This is a genomic window from Nocardioides alkalitolerans (assembly GCA_038184435.1).
GTDB classification, from domain to species: Bacteria; Actinomycetota; Actinomycetes; order Propionibacteriales; family Nocardioidaceae; genus Nocardioides; species Nocardioides alkalitolerans_A.
Map to the genome: position 1 here is coordinate 2,145,507 of CP116227.1, position 12,371 is coordinate 2,157,877.

Annotated in this window: 15 protein-coding genes; 8 read left to right on the plus strand and 7 right to left on the minus strand. The window is 74.4% G+C overall.

The annotated features are described in order from the left end of the window. Positions 1-9 precede the first annotated feature (9 nt). Positions 10-840 carry a fumarylacetoacetate hydrolase family protein gene (locus PIR53_10295; GenBank protein ID WZH54360.1) on the minus strand — a complete coding sequence of 277 codons (831 nt, stop codon included), beginning with the start codon at positions 838-840 and terminating at the stop codon, positions 10-12. Positions 841-978: 138 nt separating this feature from the next. On the opposite strand from PIR53_10295, the gene PIR53_10300 reads away from it, so the two are divergent. Continuing rightward, on the plus strand, positions 979-1,407 hold the full coding sequence (locus PIR53_10300) for a RidA family protein (GenBank protein ID WZH54361.1): 429 nt from the start codon (positions 979-981) through the stop codon (positions 1,405-1,407). A gap of 10 nt (positions 1,408-1,417) precedes the next feature. Here the strand turns inward: PIR53_10300 and PIR53_10305 are convergent, their stop codons facing one another. After that, positions 1,418-2,317: a PaaX family transcriptional regulator C-terminal domain-containing protein gene (locus PIR53_10305; GenBank protein WZH54362.1), complete on the minus strand. Its 900-nt coding sequence runs from the start codon at positions 2,315-2,317 to the stop codon at positions 1,418-1,420. A 167-nt stretch (positions 2,318-2,484) separates the two neighbouring features. Here PIR53_10305 and PIR53_10310 point away from each other — a divergent pair, with 167 nt between their 5' ends. After that, complete coding sequence (locus tag PIR53_10310) at positions 2,485-3,795, plus strand: C39 family peptidase (protein ID WZH54363.1); 1,311 nt, start codon at positions 2,485-2,487, stop codon at positions 3,793-3,795. A gap of 26 nt (positions 3,796-3,821) precedes the next feature. On the opposite strand, the gene PIR53_10315 is transcribed toward PIR53_10310, so the two are convergent. Then, positions 3,822-5,423, minus strand: coding sequence for a molybdopterin-dependent oxidoreductase (locus PIR53_10315; protein WZH54364.1), 1,602 nt, complete (start codon positions 5,421-5,423; stop codon positions 3,822-3,824). 90 nt (positions 5,424-5,513) lie between these two features. Here PIR53_10315 and ispF point away from each other — a divergent pair, with 90 nt between their 5' ends. Further along, positions 5,514-5,978: a 2-C-methyl-D-erythritol 2,4-cyclodiphosphate synthase gene (gene ispF / locus PIR53_10320; GenBank protein ID WZH54365.1), complete on the plus strand. Its 465-nt coding sequence runs from the start codon at positions 5,514-5,516 to the stop codon at positions 5,976-5,978. A gap of 3 nt (positions 5,979-5,981) precedes the next feature. On the opposite strand, the gene PIR53_10325 is transcribed toward ispF, so the two are convergent. Next, on the minus strand, positions 5,982-6,764 hold the full coding sequence (locus PIR53_10325; GenBank protein ID WZH54366.1) for a MerR family transcriptional regulator: 783 nt from the start codon (positions 6,762-6,764) through the stop codon (positions 5,982-5,984). A 55-nt stretch (positions 6,765-6,819) separates the two neighbouring features. Beyond that, the gene (nirD, locus tag PIR53_10330; protein ID WZH54367.1) at positions 6,820-7,203 is read right to left on the minus strand and encodes a nitrite reductase small subunit NirD; all 384 of its coding nucleotides are present in this window, start codon (positions 7,201-7,203) and stop codon (positions 6,820-6,822) included. A gap of 158 nt (positions 7,204-7,361) precedes the next feature. Here nirD and PIR53_10335 point away from each other — a divergent pair, with 158 nt between their 5' ends. Together PIR53_10335 and PIR53_10340 are read left to right on the plus strand one after the other, a co-directional pair. Then, on the plus strand, positions 7,362-8,069 hold the full coding sequence (locus PIR53_10335) for a 2-C-methyl-D-erythritol 4-phosphate cytidylyltransferase (GenBank protein WZH54368.1): 708 nt from the start codon (positions 7,362-7,364) through the stop codon (positions 8,067-8,069). 309 nt (positions 8,070-8,378) lie between these two features. Then, the gene (locus PIR53_10340; protein WZH54369.1) at positions 8,379-8,561 is read left to right on the plus strand and encodes a hypothetical protein; all 183 of its coding nucleotides are present in this window, start codon (positions 8,379-8,381) and stop codon (positions 8,559-8,561) included. Between the two features lie 15 nt (positions 8,562-8,576). Here PIR53_10340 and PIR53_10345 read toward each other — a convergent pair whose 3' ends face one another. Then, the gene (locus PIR53_10345) at positions 8,577-9,173 is read right to left on the minus strand and encodes a 2-C-methyl-D-erythritol 4-phosphate cytidylyltransferase (GenBank protein WZH54370.1); all 597 of its coding nucleotides are present in this window, start codon (positions 9,171-9,173) and stop codon (positions 8,577-8,579) included. A 75-nt stretch (positions 9,174-9,248) separates the two neighbouring features. After that, complete coding sequence (locus tag PIR53_10350) at positions 9,249-9,734, minus strand: CarD family transcriptional regulator (protein ID WZH54371.1); 486 nt, start codon at positions 9,732-9,734, stop codon at positions 9,249-9,251. Positions 9,735-9,985: 251 nt separating this feature from the next. On the opposite strand from PIR53_10350, the gene PIR53_10355 reads away from it, so the two are divergent. The 3 genes from PIR53_10355 to PIR53_10365 all read left to right on the plus strand — a co-directional run bounded on the left by PIR53_10355 (position 9,986) and on the right by PIR53_10365 (position 12,369). Beyond that, entirely contained in the window at positions 9,986-10,807 is an 822-nt protein-coding gene (locus tag PIR53_10355) for a UbiA family prenyltransferase (GenBank protein WZH54372.1), read from the plus strand. A 124-nt stretch (positions 10,808-10,931) separates the two neighbouring features. Continuing rightward, positions 10,932-11,621, plus strand: a complete 690-nt coding sequence (locus tag PIR53_10360) for a hypothetical protein (GenBank protein WZH54373.1) — start codon at positions 10,932-10,934, stop codon at positions 11,619-11,621. 4 nt (positions 11,622-11,625) lie between these two features. Further along, positions 11,626-12,369, plus strand: a complete 744-nt coding sequence (locus tag PIR53_10365; GenBank protein ID WZH54374.1) for a phosphoglyceromutase — start codon at positions 11,626-11,628, stop codon at positions 12,367-12,369. Positions 12,370-12,371: the final 2 nt, after the last annotated feature.

Consider the following 12,371-nt stretch of genomic DNA (forward strand, 5'->3'; position numbering starts at 1 on the left):
GTGGGTGGATCAGGAGTCGGTGAGGCGGACCGTGTTGCGCAGGACCCCGATGCCCTCGACCTCGGTCTCGACGACGTCGCCGTCGGCGAGGTACCAGGCCGGGTCGCGGGTCATGCCGATGCCGCCCGGGGTGCCGGTCAGCACCACGTCGCCGGGGCGGAGCACCGTGAAGGTCGAGATGTAGGCGAGCAGGTCGACCGCGTCGAAGACGAGCGTCGCCGTGCTGTCACGCTGCACCTCGACCCCGTTGACGCGGCAGCTGATGGCGAGGCCGGCCGCCGGGTCGACCTCGTCGGGAGTGACGACGACGGGGCCGAGCGGGGTGGTGGCGTCCCAGGCCTTGCCCTGGAACCACTCGAGCGTGCGGCGCTGCCAGTCGCGCACCGACACGTCGTTGGCGACGGTGTAGCCGAGCACCGCGGCGGCGGCCTCGTCCCGGCCCGCCCGGCGCAGGGGGGCGCCGACGACCACGGCGAGCTCGGCCTCCCAGTCGGCCTGGACGCCCGCGGGCAGCACCACGTCGTCGGTCGGGCCGACGAGGGTGTCGGCGTACTTCGGGAAGAGCGTCGGGAACCGCGGGCGCTCGCGGCCGGTCTCGGCGATGTGGTCGCCGTAGTTGAGGCCGCAGCAGATCACCTTGGTGGGCGCCGGGAGCGGGTTGACCGGTACGGCCCCCGCGATCGCGACGCCGACGGGCGGGGTGCTGCCCGTGCCCAGCGCCCCCGAGGCGAGCAGCGCGGAGAGGTCCCCCTCTCCCAGCGCGTGCCAGGACCCGTCACGCTGCACCGCGGCGCGCGGCCGGTCGGGCCGGGTCGGGTCGATCACGGTGGCGTAACGCATGTCGCTCTCCTGGCGGACGTCGTGAACTCGATATAGCGAGATTTGCACGACCGTCGCCAAACGTCAATAGATCGTCTAGGGTCGATCTCGACCGCACGACGACGCCGCGTCCGCCGCGGCCCACCACGAGGAGGACCCATGTCCAGCAGCAGCCCCGTCGCGATCAACCCCGCGTCGCTCCCGGCCCCGAGCGGCTACTCCCACGGCACGCTCGCGGGCAACACGCTCTACCTGGGCGGGCAGACGGCGCTGGACAAGGACATGCGGATCGTCCCGGGCGGCATCGTCGAGCAGTTCCGCCAGGCGTTCTCCAACGTGCTGACGACGTTGGCGGAGGCCGGCGGCGAGCCGGGCGACCTGGTGAGCATCACGATCTTCCTCACCGACATCCCCGACTACCAGGCGCACGGCCGCGAGATCGGGGCCGTGTGGCGCGAGCTCGCCGGGCCGGTCTACCCCGCCATGGCGGGCATCGGCACCACCGCGCTCTGGCAGCCGGAGGCCCTCATCGAGATCCTCGGCGTGGCCGTCATCCCCGACGAGCGCCTGCGGGTGCCGCAGGCCTGAGAGCGAGCGGTCAGGCCCGGCTGGTCCGGTCCACGGCGGTCCGGTCCACCGCGGTCCGGTCCACCGCGGTCCGGTCCACGGCGAAGTCGTGGGCCGGGCCGGCGAGCAGACGGCGCAGCTCGAAGAAGGTGTCCGCGGCCCGCGTGCCGCTCCAGCCCTCCGGCAGGAGGTCGGCGGGCAGGCCGGGGTCGAGGTAGGGGAACCGCCGCCACGCCGTCAGTGCGCGGACGTAGTCGGCGAAGGCGGTGCCGTCGGCCCCCGACGGCTCCCCCGCCGCCTGCCACCGCTCCAGGACGGGTGCCTGCGCGGCGAGGAAGTCGCGGTAGAGCCCGTCGAGCGCCCCGAGGTCCCACCAGCGCGCGACCTTGTCGCCGGTCGCACCGAACCCCAGGTGGTCGGCCCGGAACAGGTCCACGTAGGTGTCGAGCCCCTCGGCGGCGAGCACCTCACGGGTGTCGTCGACGAGGTGACCGGGGGCGATCCACACCCCGGCCGTCACCGTGCCGAAGCCGAGCCACGTCAGCCGGGCCCGCAGCGCGTGCCGCTTCTGCCGCTCCGACTCGGGCACCGAGAAGACGGCCACCACCCAGTCGACGTCGTCGTTCGCCGGACGGGCGAAGATGCGGCGGTCGCCCGCCCCGAGCACGTCGCGCGCGTAGGGCGACAGCGCGTAGCCCGCCGCGCTCCCCCGCCGCTCGCTCACGAGGATGCCGCGACGCTTCAGCCGCGAGACCGACGAGCGCACGGCCTGCGCGTCGACGCCGAGCTCGGCCATCAGCAGGATGAGGTCGCTGACGCTCATCCAGCCGCCGAGCTCCCGGGCGTAGAGACCGTAGATCGTGACGATGAGCGAGCGCGGCGGCGCGTCCGCCCCCGGGGACACGGTGCCCCCCTGCTCGTCGTCGATCACGCGGTCGAACCTACCGCGCTGCCGCCCCTCCTCCCCTCCCCTCCCGAGTCGTGGTGCGAGGCCGTCACCTCTCGCAGGGCTCACACCACGACCCGGGGAGCTGGAACGTCGCATCCGTCTCTCGCGCAACTCCTGACACGGGCGTCACCGCGACGTACGCTCGAGCGGTGAGCGAGCAGACCGTCCCCACCGGGCCCACCGACCAGCCGGCCGCGACGCGGCGCACCCTGCTGCGGCTGCCCGCCGTGGCCGTCGGTGGCGCGGCAGTCGCGTCCACGACGGGCCTCCTGCCGGGGCTCGCCGCGCCCGCGTCCGCGGACTCCACGCGCCAGATCATGTGGCGCGCGTGGGAGGGCTCCCGCCTGCTGCGCAACGGCACCTTCGACCGCACGGCGCTCGACTCCTCGGGCCGCCTCGTCATCGCCAAGCCGCGCCTGACGACGACGCTCAACGGCAAGACCTACGAGGGCGGCGCGTGGCACTCGCCGTGGGTCTCCGAGGGCTTCGGCTTCACCCAGCTCATCGCCTCCTGGAAGGCGACGACGCCGGGCGACACGTTCATCGACGTGCACGTCCGCGGCCGCGACGGCTCCGGACGCACGACCAGCTGGGACACGCTCGCGCGCTGGGCCGCGTGGGACAACCGCGTGAAGCGCACCAGCTCGGGCCGCCAGACCGACGACCTCGCGTTCGTCGACGTCGACACCTGGAAGACGCACAGCGCGACGGGGCTGCGGCAGTACCAGCTGCAGGTCGTGCTCTACCGCGCCCGCGGCATCGCCGGCACCCCCACGGTCAGCTCCATCGGCGCCATGACCTCCCGCGTGCCCACCACCTTCACGCGCGCCTCCGCACCCCGCGGGATCACCAAGACGCTCAACGTGCCGCAGTACTCCCAGATGGTCCACTCGGGGCACTACCCGCAGTACGGCGCCGGCGGCGAGGCCTGGTGCTCCCCGACGTCGGTCGCGATGGTGCTGGGCTACTACAACGCGCTCCCCCCGGCGAACGAGCGCGCCTGGGTGCCGGCCGGGCACCCCGACCCGTGGGTCGACCACGTCGCGCGGAACGTGTACGACAACGCGTACAAGGGCTGCGGGAACTGGCCGTTCAACACGGCCTACGCCAACCAGCGCGTGCCGCACGCCTTCGTGACCCGGCTGCGCGACCTGCGGGAGGCCGAGGAGTTCATCGCCTACGGCATCCCGCTCATCGCGTCGGTCAGCTTCGCCCGCGGCGAGCTCGACGGCGCCCCGATCAGCGCGACCAACGGCCACCTGCTCGTCATCGTGGGCTTCACGCCCGAGGGCGACGTCGTCGTCAACGATCCCGCCGCGTCGAAGAACTCCGGCGTGCGGCGCGTCTACCAGCGGGCGCAGTTCGAGCGAGCGTGGCTGCCGCGCTCGGGCGGGCTGGTCTACGTGATCCGCGACGCCGCCCACCCGGTGCCGCCCCGGGGCACGCGCCGCAACTGGTGAGCACCGGGGTGACCGGGCCCTGAGGCTCAGCCCTCGTCGTCGGCGTCCGCGTCGACGGTGAGCGTGACCTCGTGGAGCCCCGTGGCGCCGGCGCCGTCCTCGAGCGGGTCCGGCTCCTGCTGGGTGCCCACGCGGTCGCGGGCACGCACCCGCACGCGGTGCTCCCCCGGCTCGAGGTCGAGCGTCGCGCTCCACTGCGCCCAGGCGTCGTGCTCCCGCGCGACCCCGAGGTTCGCGAGCCGCCAGCCGTCGTCGTCGACCGCGATCTCGACGGCGCCGACCCCGATGGGCGGCGCCCAGGCGACCCCGCCGACGGTCACGGAGCCGGGCGGCAGGGTGGTGCCGTCCTCCGGCACGTCGATGCGCGCGCCGATCCGCACGGGCGCCTGCAACGGCCGGTCGGCGAAGTCCTCGGCCACGGTCTCGAGCCGGGTGACCTCCCACTCGACGACCCACTTGCAGGCCGACACCCCGCCGTAGAGACCCGGCACCACCGTGCGGGCCGGGAAGCCGTGCTCGAGCGGCAGCGCCTCGCCGTTCATCGCGAAGGCCAGCAGCGCGCGGCGACCCGGGTCGCCCAGCACCTGGGTGGTCGTCACGCAGCGCCACCCGTCCGCGCCGGTCTGCACGACCGCGTCGGCGCCGGTGAGCACGCCGGCACGCGCCAGCAGCGCGCTCGTGGGCACGCCCGACCACCACGCGTTGCCGACCTGCTCGCCGCCCACCTCGTACCTGAGACCCACGAGCGTCGCCCACTGCTCGCGGACGGTCATCTCGATGAGCTCCTCGTAGGTCACCACCACCTCGCGCTCCACCTCGCCGTGGATGCGGAGCGTCCAGTCCTCGGCCGCGATCGTCGGCACGACGACCGCCTGGTCGACCCGGTAGAACTCGGCCGCCGGCGTCGTCCACGGCGCGACGCCCTCGACGCCGACGCCGACCCCCGCCGGCTCGGTCGGCGGGGTCACCATCGTGAGCCGCAGCAACTGGCGCCCCTGCTCGACCGCGCGACGGCCCCGACCGACGACCTCGCCCACGACGGCCGCGGCCACGCCCGCGAGCGCCACACCGGCTGCGGCACCGATGAACGCGCGGCGGGTCGTCGCCGGGAGCGGGTCCGCCGCGGCGTCCGGCACCGCTTCCGCCTCCACCCCCTGGCGGCGCAGGAGGCCGGCGAGCAGGACGAGCCCGAGCGCGAAGCCCAGCGTGCCGGCCACCACCGGCGCCAGCTCGAGGAGCGAGGGCTCGGGGCGCAGCAGCACCGAGACCGCCCCGAGGGCCAGCACGACCCCGCCGACGACCACCGGACGGCGCCATCCTCGCGCGGCGCCCACGCCGGCGACCGCCGCCAGCACGACGAGGAACAGCGCGAGCAGGACCACCAGGGGCGCACCGGTCAGGAGGGGGACGATGTCGATGCCGTCGCGGATGACGAACTCCGACGGGAGCACGACGGTCATCGCCTCGCGCGCGCCGACGACCGGGCCGAGGTGGAGCGTGAGGGCACCGGCGGCGAGCTCGCCGAGGCCGGCGCCGAGCACCGCCGCGGCGACGCCGGCGGAAGCCCAGAGCAGCCGCCCGGGCAGCAGGCGCGGCGGGGCGTCGTCGGTCACCCGCGCGTCGCTCACCGCTGCCCCTCCCGATCGGTCCGGCATGATCCTCCCGTGACCGTACCGGGCCCCACCCCCACTCCTCCGCCCCCCTCCGCCGTCCCGCGCGTGGGGGTCGGCACGGACGTCCACCGCTTCGCCGAGGGCCGCCCGATGCACCTCGCCGGGCTCCACTTCCCCGACGAGCCGCGGGGCCTCGAGGGCCACTCCGACGCCGACGTCGCGGCGCACGCGGCCTGCGACGCGCTGCTGTCGGCCTGCGGCCTCGGCGACCTCGGCAGCAACTTCGGCACGTCGGCGCCCGAGTGGGCCGGCGCCGCGGGCGTCGCGCTGCTCGCCGAGACCGTACGGCGCGTGCACGCCGCCGGCTTCGTCGTCGGCAACGTCGCGGTCCAGGTCATCGGCAACCGCCCCCGGCTGGGCCCGCGGCGGGCCGAGGCCGAGGGTGTGCTGTCGGAGGTGACCGGTGCGCCCGTCACGCTCTCGGCCACGACCACCGACGGGCTCGGCCTGACCGGACGCGGCGAGGGCGTCGCGGCGATCGCCACCGCGCTCGTCGTGCCGGCGTCCTGAGGGTCAGTCGGGGGTGCCGCTCTCGCCGAAGAGCTGCTGCGCCTGCTCGCCCGTGAGCTGGCCGAGCTCGGCGGCGAGGACCTTCTCGATGGACTGCGCCAGCTCGTAACGGAACGACGCCAGCACCGCCTGGCTCACGACCGGGAGCAGCGCCTCGATGCTGGAGACGAGCACCGGCCACTGGTCCTCGGGCATGCCCTCGTCGAGGAAGCGCTGCCAGACGTCGTCGCGGAAGGCCCCCACGTAGGCCTCCGCCATGTGGCCGAGCTGCGTGGCCGCCTGGTCGAAGAGGTCGAGCACCCGCTCCTTGCCGAGCCCCATCCGCATCGCCTGCGCACCGGCGCGCACGAGGGCGGGGCGCAGCATCCGCACCGTGTCGGGGTCGACCCGCACCAGCAGGCCGCGCTCGGCGAGCGCCGCCACGAACTCCTCGTCGTGCTCGACGCCGGCGAGCTCGGCGAGCGCCTGCACGGAGGTCTCCTCGGGCTCGACGGCACCGCCGATCGGCCGCGTCAGCAACGTCAGCAGGTCGAGGGCGTGGCTCTCGGGCACCTGGGGGTTCTCCGCCAGCGCCTTCTCGACGGCGTTGAGCGTGTAGCCCCGGTCGAGGAGGTCGCGCACCAGGGAGAGCCGGGCGGCATGGTCCTCGTTGTAGTAGCCCTTGCGCCCGATGAGGCGCGGGGCCGCGATGAGCCCGCGGGTCGCGTACGCGCGGACGTTCCGCACGGTCATCCCGACCCGTGCGGCCAGCTCGTCGATCGTCATCTCGCCCCGGCGTCCACTCATCGCCCGGCCATCATCGCAGGCGGGCCCCACCCGCAGCGTCATCGGCGCTCGCGGCTCACCCCGTGCGACGGGCGGAGGACTGCCCGCCGTCCGGCCGCGCGTCCTGCTTGCGGGCCCCCACGAGCACGACGCCCTCGACGACCTGCACCTCGTAGGCCGGTACGCCGACGGTCTCGTCCTCGAGGCAGCGACCGTTGCGGAGGTCGAAGGAGTGGCGGTGGACCGGGGAGGCCACGAAGGGAACGCCGTCGCGCGAGCCGACGATGCCCCGGGCCATGACGGAGGCGTGGGCGAAGGGGTCGTGGTTGCCCAGCGCGTGGACCGTGTCGTCCGCGAGGCGGAACAGCGCGACCGCCTGACCGTGCACGAGGGCCGTCGCCCCCCGCTCGACCTCGAGCTCGACCACGCGGCAGACCGGTCGCCACTCCTGCCCGCCCATGGGTCGTCCCTTCGCCGGCCGGACCGTCCAGGCGGCCACGGCAGGGCTGCCCGGGCGAGGCCCGAGATCTCGCTGGTGCGGTGGAAACTAGGCTGCGCGTGTTGACGTGGCGTGACGCCGTGTAACGCCCGTGAAAATCGTCCGCCCGAGGAGGGCCGTTGAGCTCCGCGATCGTCCTGCTCGCCGCCGGCTCCGGGACCCGCGTCGGCGCCGGCACCAACAAGGTGCTGCTGCCGCTCACCGGTGTCCCCGTGCTCGTGCGCTCCCTGCGCACGGCGCTCGCGGTGCCCGACGTGGCCGCCCTCGTCGTGGTCGTGCGCCCCGGCGACGAGGCCGAGGTCGCGGCGCTGCTCGAGCCGGAGCTGGGCGACCGCGAGGTGCGGCTCGTCGCGGGCGGCGCGACGCGGCACGCCTCCGAGGCGGCCGCGCTCGCCGCGCTCGCCGACGTGGCCGACGACCTCGACGTCGTCGCCCTCCACGATGCCGCGCGACCGCTCGCCACCGTCGACCTCTACGAGCGCGCGATCGTCGCCGCCCGCGAGCACGGCGGCGGTGTCCCGGCGGCGCCGGTCCCCCCGCTGGTACGCCGCGCCGGCGGCCCCGTGCCCGGCGTGGGCCGCGACGTCCACGCGGTCGGCGTGCAGACGCCCCAGGCGTTCCGGGCGCCGGAGCTCCTCGCCGCCTACCGCTGGGCCGCGGCGCACGACTTCGACGGCACCGACACGGCCGCGTGCGTCGACGCGTGGGCCGGCGCGACCGGTGCGGCTGGTGGGGGGCTGCGGATCGTGGCGGTGGAGTCGACGGCGCCGAACCTCAAGGTGACCTACGCCGAGGACCTCCGGGTCGCGGCGGCGCTGCTCGACTGACCCCTGCGGAAAACGCCGCGGGAACGCCCGTCCTGGGCCATGATCCAGGGGTGTTCTCCGCTCCCCCGGTGCGCCTCTCCCGCCCCGCCGTCGCCCTCGTCCTGGTCCCGGGCGTGCTGGCCGTCGTCGGACTCGTCGCCCTGCTGCTCTGGTCGGCTCCCCGGGCCGACGTCGCCGTCCCCGGCCCCGACGCCACGGCCGAGGAGGCCGTGGTCGCCTACCTCGAAGCCGTCGTCGCCCGCGACTTCGCCACGGCGAACGCGGATCGACGGGCGCCCGGGCGACGACCTGCGTCGCTTCAGCCACCCGATGGAGATGCACCTCGTCACCGTGGAGGGCACGGTCTCCGACACCTGCGGCTCGAAGGTCCTCTTCACCGCCGACGTCGAGAACGGCGACGTGAGCATGCCGGACGGTCGCACCTTCTGGGGCATGTGCGTCTCCCGCGACCACGACGGGATCTGGCGGATCACCGACGAGGGCGTCGCCTGAACCGGCACGCCCGGCTCAACGCTGCGTGAGCGCCTCGAGCACGCGCACGTCGTCGAGCGACGTGACCCGGCGAGCGGCTGCGGGCACCTCGACCAGCTCGACGTCGTAGCGCGCCTGCAGCACCGTCGCGAGCGCCGCGAAGTCGAGGCTGGGCAGCCGCTCGAGGTCGGCGACCACGGCCGCGGGGAGCACGACGGGCGACGCCACCGCGGCGAGCGCGTCCCGGTCGAGCGTCTCGCCGAGCGCGCCGTCGCGCACGAGCTTGACGGTGTCGGTCACGGGCCGCACGCCCACGACCACCGCGCCCGTGGCCATGGCCCGGCGCACCAGGGCCGCGATCGTGCCGGGGTCCAGCAGCGGGCAGAGGGCGTCGTGCAGCACGAACGGCTGCTCCGACTCCTGCACGTCCGCCCACGGTGTCCCGAGTGCGACGGCCTCCACGCCGGCCGCCCCGAGCGCCCACGCGGCGGCGGCGACGAGCGACTCGCCGTGCACCAGGGCGAAGGGCAGCGAGCCGCGCTCCTCCTCCACCACGGCACCGAGCACCGGCTCGTCGAGGGTGTCCACCTCGTCGTACGGGTCCGGGAGGTCGGGCGGCAGCACAGCACTCACGCTGCGAACCTAGTGCAGACGCAACGGACCCCGGGAACCGTGGGGTTCCCGGGGTCCGGTGGTGGTGCAGGAGCGTCAGGAGGCGAGCACGTCGTCCAGGATCGTCTCGGCCTTGTCCTCGTTGGTGCTCTCCGCGAGCGCGAGCTCCGAGACGAGGATCTGGCGGGCCTTCGCCAGCATCCGCTTCTCGCCGGCCGAGAGGCCGCGGTCCCGCTCACGACGCCACAGGTCGCGCACGACCTCGGCGACCTTCATGACGTCGCCGGAGTGCAGCTTCTCGAGGTTCGCCTTGTAGCGCCGCGACCAGTTGGTCGGCTCCTCGACCTGGTCGGCACGGAGGACGTCGAACACGCGGTCGAGCCCCTCCTTGTCCACCACGTCCCGGACACCCACGAGGTCGAGGTTGCACGCCGGCACCCTCACCACGAGGTCCTGCTGGGCAACGATCCGCAGCACCAGGTACTGCCGGTCCTCTCCCTTGATCTTCCGCATCTCGATGTCCTCGATGACTGCGGCCCCGTGATTGGGATAGACGACCGTTTCGCCGACGGTGAAAGTCATATGTCAGGTTCCCCTTCCTCGACTGCCTAGTCTAACACGGCTCTCATCCCCCTCTCAGGCGCGTTTGCGCAGGTCAGGAGCCTCGCGGAGGGTTGACAAGAGCACAGAACGTGTGCCGCGACCGCCGCAAGACGTCCGGTCGCCGGGCGTCGGGGACGGACGACCGGCCCCCGGCGACGACGCCGCGACGGTTCGTCCCGGGGCGCCCGCACCCCTCGCGGACGGGGGCCGCGTGACCGATACTGCGGGGCATGGCCGCAACGACGGAGGCCGAGGCGCACGAGCGCTCGGACGACACCCCGGACGACGACTCGACCCCTGCCGCGGCTCCCGAGCCGGGCGACGGCGGACGGCGGCTGCGACTCCCGGGCGGGGTACGCCGCGCGTTCGCCCTCGTCGTCGCCGCGCACCCCCGGCAGCTCGTCGTCACGGCGGCCGCCGTCGCCCTGGCCGCCTTCGTCGGCGGCCGCCCGATGAGCGAGGTCGGCCTCGTCGCCCTGACCGTGGGGCTCGGCGAGGCGATCCTGGGCTGGCACAACGACATCGTCGACCGCGACGCCGACCGCGCCGCGGGCCGCACCGGCAAGCCGCTGGCCACGGGCGTCCTCGAGCCCGGGACGGTCTGGTTCGCGATCGCGTGCGCGACCCTCGCGCTCGTCCCGGTGGCGGTCGCCAACGGCTTGGTCGCCGCCGCGGCGTACCTCGTCGGCCTCGGGATCGCGCTCGTCGGCAACCTGGTGCTGCGCGGGGGCGTGCTGTCGTGGCTGCCGTGGGCGCTGTCGTTCGCGACGTACCCCGTCTTCCTGTCCTACGGCGGGCTCGGCGGGCAGCACCAGGGCGAGCCGCCGGTGGTGGAGATGGTCGTGCTGGCCGCGCTGCTCGGCGTCTGCGTCCACGTGCTCCGGGCGCTCCCGGGGCTGGTCCAGGACAACCGCGACGGCCGCCGCCACCTGGCGCTGCGGGTGGCCGTCAGGACCGGCGCGACGCGCCTGCTCCTGCTGACGAGCGTCGCCACCGCGGCCGTGCTCGTCGGCATCGCGATCACCGCCGGCACCGTCGGCCTGACGCGCTGACGCCCCCGGTGGACCCCGTGAGCGACCCGACCCCCGCACCGGGGTCCACGAACGCTAGGCTCGACCCCGCTCGTGGTCTGCCGCGAGCGCCCTCGCCCATCGCCGATCGACGAAGGTAACCACGATGCAGCGCAGCACCTTCTCCCCCGCCTCCACGCGCGGCCGCCGCCGTGCGGGCCTCCTGATCGCCGGTGCGGTCCTGGCCGTGCCCGCGCTCACGGGGTGTTCCAAGCTGACCGGTTTCGACGTCGAGACGGACCGGCCCTACGTGCCGGCCCACGGCGCGAACTACCGCGTGGCGTCGCTGGACGCCCCCGTCGCGGTCACCGGCGTCGTCATCGTCTCGGGGCAGGACGGCAGCGGCACGCTCATCGCGACGTTCGTCAACAAGACGATCGACCCCGCGGAGACGCCGAGCATCACGACCGAGGCGGTCACCCTCGAGGGCTACGAGCCGACCGAGCTCCGCGGCAACGAGATGGTGAACCTCGCGTCCGACGAGGCCGTCGCCGAGTACGCGCCGATCATCGTCGAGGGCGACCTCGTCGCCCAGGGCGCCTCGATCCCGATGACCTTCGGTGAGGGCGACGTGGCCCGCGAGCTGTGGGTGCCCGTGGTCCCCAACGAGCCCCGCGAGATCGCGCCCCCCGTCGGCGCCCACGAGGGCGAGGAGGACGGGGAGGGCGGCCACGGCGAGGCCGTCACCATCCCGACCTGGTGGGAGGGCCTCGACCGCAGCAACGAGCCGCAGCCGACGCGCCCCACGGTCACCCCCGACGCCAGCAACGGCGCCGACGAGAGCACCGAGGGCTGATCCGGTGACCTACACCCTGGTCCTGCTCCGCCACGGCGAGAGCGAGTGGAACGCCAAGAACCTCTTCACCGGCTGGGTGGACGTCGCGCTGACCGAGAAGGGCCGCGGCGAGGCGGTCCGCGGCGGCGAGCTGCTGCGCGAGGCTGGCGTGCTCCCCGACGTGGTGCACACGTCCCTCCAGCGTCGCGCCATCAACACGGCGGCGCTCGCGCTCGACGCCGCCGACCGGCACTGGATCCCCGTCCGCCGCTCGTGGCGCCTCAACGAGCGCCACTACGGCGCGCTGCAGGGCAAGGACAAGAAGCAGACCCTCGAGCAGTACGGCGAGGAGCAGTTCATGCTCTGGCGCCGCAGCTTCGACGTCCCGCCGCCGCCGATCGACCCGGACGACGAGTTCTCGCAGAGCGGCGACCCGCGCTACGCCGACCTCGGCGACGAGGCGCCCCGCACGGAGTGCCTCAAGGACGTCATCGCGCGCCTGCTGCCCTACTGGGAGTCCGACGTCGTCGCCGACCTGCGGGCGGGCAAGACGGTGCTCGTCGCCGCGCACGGCAACAGCCTGCGCGCGATCGTCAAGCACCTCGACGGGATCTCCGACGACGACATCGCCGGGCTCAACATCCCGACCGGCATGCCGCTGGTCTACCGCCTCGACGACGACCTGCGCCCGACGGTCCCCGGTGGGGAGTACCTCGACCCCGAGGCCGCCGCCGCTGCCGCCGCCGCGGTCGCCAACCAGGGACGCTGACC

Coding starts and splice junctions, on each gene's coding strand:
- PIR53_10325 (WZH54366.1), bottom strand. CDS start 6,764: ATGAGTGGACGCCGGGGCGAGATGACGATCGACGAGCTGGCCGCACGG.
- PIR53_10295 (WZH54360.1), bottom strand. CDS start 840: ATGCGTTACGCCACCGTGATCGACCCGACCCGGCCCGACCGGCCGCGC.
- nirD (WZH54367.1), bottom strand. CDS start 7,203: ATGGGCGGGCAGGAGTGGCGACCGGTCTGCCGCGTGGTCGAGCTCGAG.
- PIR53_10355 (WZH54372.1), top strand. CDS start 9,986: ATGGCCGCAACGACGGAGGCCGAGGCGCACGAGCGCTCGGACGACACC.
- PIR53_10360 (WZH54373.1), top strand. CDS start 10,932: ATGCAGCGCAGCACCTTCTCCCCCGCCTCCACGCGCGGCCGCCGCCGT.
- PIR53_10350 (WZH54371.1), bottom strand. CDS start 9,734: ATGACTTTCACCGTCGGCGAAACGGTCGTCTATCCCAATCACGGGGCC.
- PIR53_10340 (WZH54369.1), top strand. CDS start 8,379: ATGGAGATGCACCTCGTCACCGTGGAGGGCACGGTCTCCGACACCTGC.
- PIR53_10300 (WZH54361.1), top strand. CDS start 979: ATGTCCAGCAGCAGCCCCGTCGCGATCAACCCCGCGTCGCTCCCGGCC.